Consider the following 4,079-nt stretch of genomic DNA (forward strand, 5'->3'; position numbering starts at 1 on the left):
ATTATTCCAAGCGAAAAGGTAGTACAAGCAAGGCTTGTTGTGAAAGATGAAGGCATAATCTGCGGATTAAAAATATTTGGAGAAGTCTTTAGTTTGCTGGATAAGAAAATAAAATTTAAATCCGTCGCTAAAGACGGGCAAAAAGTAAGAAAGGGGAAAATCGCAGGAATCCTTGTTGGATCTGCAAGGGCAATACTAGCCGGAGAAAGAACGGCGCTTAATTTCATACAGCATTTGTCAGGTATAGCTACGCTTACTTCAAGGTTTGTGCAAAAGGTTAAAGGAACAAAAGCCAAAATCTATGATACTAGAAAAACATTGCCCGGTATGAGAGCTTTGGCAAAATATGCGGTTTTATGCGGGGGAGGGTACAACCATAGATTTAGTTTGTCGGATATGGCTTTGATAAAAGATAACCATCTGATTCTGATAAAAGATATTCAGTCTGCGGTAAAATCTGTTAGAAATAAGAACCGCGGCATAAAGGTTGAAATAGAATGCAAAAATTTAAACCAGGTAAGCCTAGCTCTGTGGGCAAAGGCAGATCTAATAATGTTTGATAACATGGACATTAATACCATAAAAAAGGCATTAAAAATGGTCAGAGATTTTTCCAAATTTGGAAGTTATCATCCGCAAACGGAAGTTTCCGGCGGCGTGACTTTAAATACAGTAAGAAATTTCGCTAAAACAGGAGTTGACAGAATTTCAGTTGGGGCGTTGACTCATTCTGCTCCGTCGCTGGATATAAGCCTTGAGTTTGGAAAATAGTCTAACTTATGATAAAAAAAGCGGCTCTAAATAATTACGAAAAAGATCTTATTAATTCAAAAAGTCTAAAGGAAATAATACCATATTTTGCCGGGAAAAAAATACATTATTTTCTGCGCACAAATTCAACGCAGGATACAGCCAAAGGCCTTGCGGACACAGGAGAAAAAGAAGGAACAGTAGTTTTAGCAGAAAGACAATCTTACGGGCGCGGAAGGTTTAGCAGAAACTGGTTTTCTCCGAGAGGCGGATTGTGGTTTTCAATTATACTTTATCCAAAAATCAGCCCGGAAAAAAATCTGCAATTCAGTTTAATTACTGCAATTTCATTGTGCGAAACACTGGGAAAAATGTTTAATATAAAACCTCTAATAAAATGGCCTAACGACATTATTTACAATGAAAAAAAGCTTGGAGGAATACTGGTTGAAAGCGCCTTAATTTCTAACAGAGTGAAATGGACAATTATTGGGGCCGGCTTGAATGTAAATAATGTTTTATCAGCAGGAATTAGAAAGAAGGCGGTATCATTAAAAAGTATTTTGAGATATAGAATAAACAGAACAAAACTTTTAGCTGAAATATTAAAAAATTATTATTTTAATTATAAAATATTTAAAATAAAAGGATTTAAATATTTTAGAACCAAATTTCAAAGATATTCATTTTTGAATAACAAAAATATTAAAGTTGAAGAAGGAGGGCGTATATATTCAGGTGTAGTTAAGGAAATAGACGAGAACGGCTTTTTATGGATAAGATTGAAGAATAAAATTATCAGAAAAATATTAGCCGGAACAATATTAAAATATGAGTAGCATTTCTAGCGATAAATTTATTGAGATTTTAAAAACAAGAAGAAGCGTTCGAGAGTTTCTGCCTGATCCAATACCCGAAGCAGATATTGAAAAAATGATAGAAGCTGCTTCATTTGCCCCTTCAGGAAGCAATCTCCAGAATTGGTATTTCATAGTTATAACTTCAGATACTCTTAAGAAAATAGTATTTGAAGCAGTCCTTAAGCAAGTTGATGAAAACGCGAAAAATATAAATTCTTCCAGGGCTCGGAAAGAATATATATCTTACAGCGAGTATTTCAAGTTTTTTGTTCAAGCGCCGGCGGTAATAGCAGTAGTGAAAAAACCGTATGAAACTCTTAGCATAAGAATAATGAAAAGATACAATATTCCGTTTAAATCAAATTCGGATATTCAGGGTGTCTCGGCTGCAGTTCAAAACCTGTTACTTATGGCGCATGTTTTGGGGTATGGCGCTTGCTGGATGACCGGACCTTTGATTGCACGCGAAAAGATTGAAGATATCCTGAAAATTGACAAGGAAAATGAATTAGCCGCTTTTATTCCTGTGGGAAAATACAAAAAATCGCCCGCGGCAACGCCAAGGAAAAATATAAAAGAAATATATAGTTTTGTTCGCTAAAATATTATATAATTATCAGTAATAATTCGGGGGTTATTTATGATTAAAGATACCGTTTTATTGTCAAATCGTCCCGAAAAACATTTTCTCGGATCACTTTATTTTAAAAATATTAAGTCGGGTATTGATTATGCGTTTGAAGGTACGGGCTTCAAGCTTCTTTATACCCAGCAAGATAATAGTTTGGCTGATATCCTTGCTTCCAAAAAACAAAAAATTGCAGGAATAATTGATATCTCGCCTTTTATTAACGATAATTCCGTAAAACTTCTGGAAAAAGAAAATAAGTACAAGTCAGTTTTAATAAATTGCCGCTCGGCTAAACTTGGCTGGGTTGATCTTGATAATGTCCGCGGCGCAATGACAATGACAGAACATCTTATCAAGCTTGGGCACGAGAAAATATTATATATAGCAGGATTTCAGGAAAGCCAGAATAATATTGACAGATTTAAAGGTTTTAAAAATGCGTTGGGAAAATATAATATAAAGTTTAATCCCAGGCTTATTTTGACGTGTGATTTCAGCATTACTCTGGCATATGAAAGAATGAAAGAATTTCTTTCTCATGATAGAAAAAGTTTTACGGCAATATTTGCGGCAAATGATTTAATGGCTGTTGGCGCTATCAGAGCCTTGATAGATGAGCGTATAAGAACACCGGAAGATATTGCAGTGGTCGGATTTGATGATTTTGATTTTGCGTCCACATTTTATATACCGTTGACAACCTACCGGCAGCCCTTTAAAAATCTGGGATACATTGCCGCAAGATCAATTGTAACAGCAAATGAGTCTAATAGGTGCCAGCAACAGCAAGTTGAGCTTGTCGGCGAGATAGTCGTGAGAAAATCCTGCGGCTCAAAAATATCTTGAGTTAACTGAGAATATTATATGGATGAAAATGTCCTTTGGCATGATAATGAATTAATAAATATTGCCGCCAAATCTTTGAAAAAAAATAATTTTGAAGTTTTAACGGCAAAAAATAGCGAAGAAGCAAAAAATAAAATATTAGAAATAATAGGAAAAAATGAAATTGTCGCTTTTGGGGGATCGCAGACAGTAAAACAAATCAATATTGTTGAAGCATTAAGCCAGCGCGGACAAAAACTGATACTGCAAAAATCCGGGATGAAACAGGATGAAGTGATAGAGCTTAGACGAAAGGCTCTTAATGCTGATGTTTTTATCGCTAGCCCGAACGCTTTGACCTTGGAAGGGTCATTATTTTTTGTGGACAGAATAGGGAACAGAACTTCAGGTGCGGTTTTTGGGCCCAGAAAAGTAATTTTGATTGCAGGTGTAAATAAAATAGTTGAAGATGATATCGCAGCCTTAAATAGGGTAAAAACAAAGGCAGGCCCCATGAATTCTAAACGGCTCGCTTTAGCTACACCTTGCGCAAAAACGGGTTTATGTTCAGATTGTGATTCAGCAGAAAGGATATGTAATATTTATCTTAAAATTAGAAAGAAACCTTCGTACACAGATTATTACATTGTTTTAATTCCTGAAGAATTGGGATATTAAATATTTAATTAAATTCCTTTCAAATATGAAGCCTAATTGCCAGGTTTCATTTCTTCTGCGGATTTCCTTTTTGAATTTATCTATAATCGTATCCTCCATAATCTGTAAATAGGGCTTAATGAAAAATAAAACTAATGATTGAATTATTAATGAGGTATACGAAAAAAAAGAAGTTAGAAGTGCACGGTTTTAACGCGCATTTCATCAAAAAGCTTGCATTTTTTATCATTTATAATTTTTCGGTAAGCCCTGATTACACAGATTGCAAACAGCGATTACACGGATACACCGACGAAGTTTAATCTGTGTAATCTGTCTTAATCGGTGTAATCAAG

5 protein-coding genes are annotated in these 4,079 nt (G+C 34.9%); all 5 read left to right on the forward strand.

Features of this window, described 5'->3' with window-relative positions; all coding sequences use genetic code 11:
• A partial coding sequence (nadC, locus tag NT145_00790) for a carboxylating nicotinate-nucleotide diphosphorylase (protein ID MCX5781234.1) occupies positions 1 to 771 on the forward strand: 771 nt, incomplete at its 5' end.
• 8 nt (positions 772 to 779) lie between these two features.
• Complete coding sequence (locus tag NT145_00795) at positions 780 to 1,589, forward strand: biotin--[acetyl-CoA-carboxylase] ligase (GenBank protein MCX5781235.1); 810 nt, start codon at positions 780 to 782, stop codon at positions 1,587 to 1,589.
• Positions 1,582 to 2,211: a nitroreductase family protein gene (locus NT145_00800; protein ID MCX5781236.1), complete on the forward strand. Its 630-nt coding sequence runs from the start codon at positions 1,582 to 1,584 to the stop codon at positions 2,209 to 2,211. Before NT145_00795 ends, NT145_00800 begins: the two co-directional genes overlap by 8 nt.
• Positions 2,212 to 2,250: 39 nt before the next feature.
• Complete coding sequence (locus NT145_00805) at positions 2,251 to 3,087, forward strand: substrate-binding domain-containing protein (GenBank protein MCX5781237.1); 837 nt, start codon at positions 2,251 to 2,253, stop codon at positions 3,085 to 3,087.
• Between the two features lie 18 nt (positions 3,088 to 3,105).
• Positions 3,106 to 3,744, forward strand: coding sequence for a lactate utilization protein (locus tag NT145_00810; protein MCX5781238.1), 639 nt, complete (start codon positions 3,106 to 3,108; stop codon positions 3,742 to 3,744).
• Positions 3,745 to 4,079: the final 335 nt, after the last annotated feature.

Source organism: Elusimicrobiota bacterium, from assembly GCA_026388075.1.
Lineage (GTDB): Bacteria > Elusimicrobiota > Endomicrobiia > Endomicrobiales > JAPLKN01 > JAPLKN01.

Coding starts and splice junctions, on each gene's coding strand:
- NT145_00795 (MCX5781235.1), top strand. CDS start 780: ATGATAAAAAAAGCGGCTCTAAATAATTACGAAAAAGATCTTATTAAT.
- NT145_00800 (MCX5781236.1), top strand. CDS start 1,582: ATGAGTAGCATTTCTAGCGATAAATTTATTGAGATTTTAAAAACAAGA.
- NT145_00805 (MCX5781237.1), top strand. CDS start 2,251: ATGATTAAAGATACCGTTTTATTGTCAAATCGTCCCGAAAAACATTTT.
- NT145_00810 (MCX5781238.1), top strand. CDS start 3,106: ATGGATGAAAATGTCCTTTGGCATGATAATGAATTAATAAATATTGCC.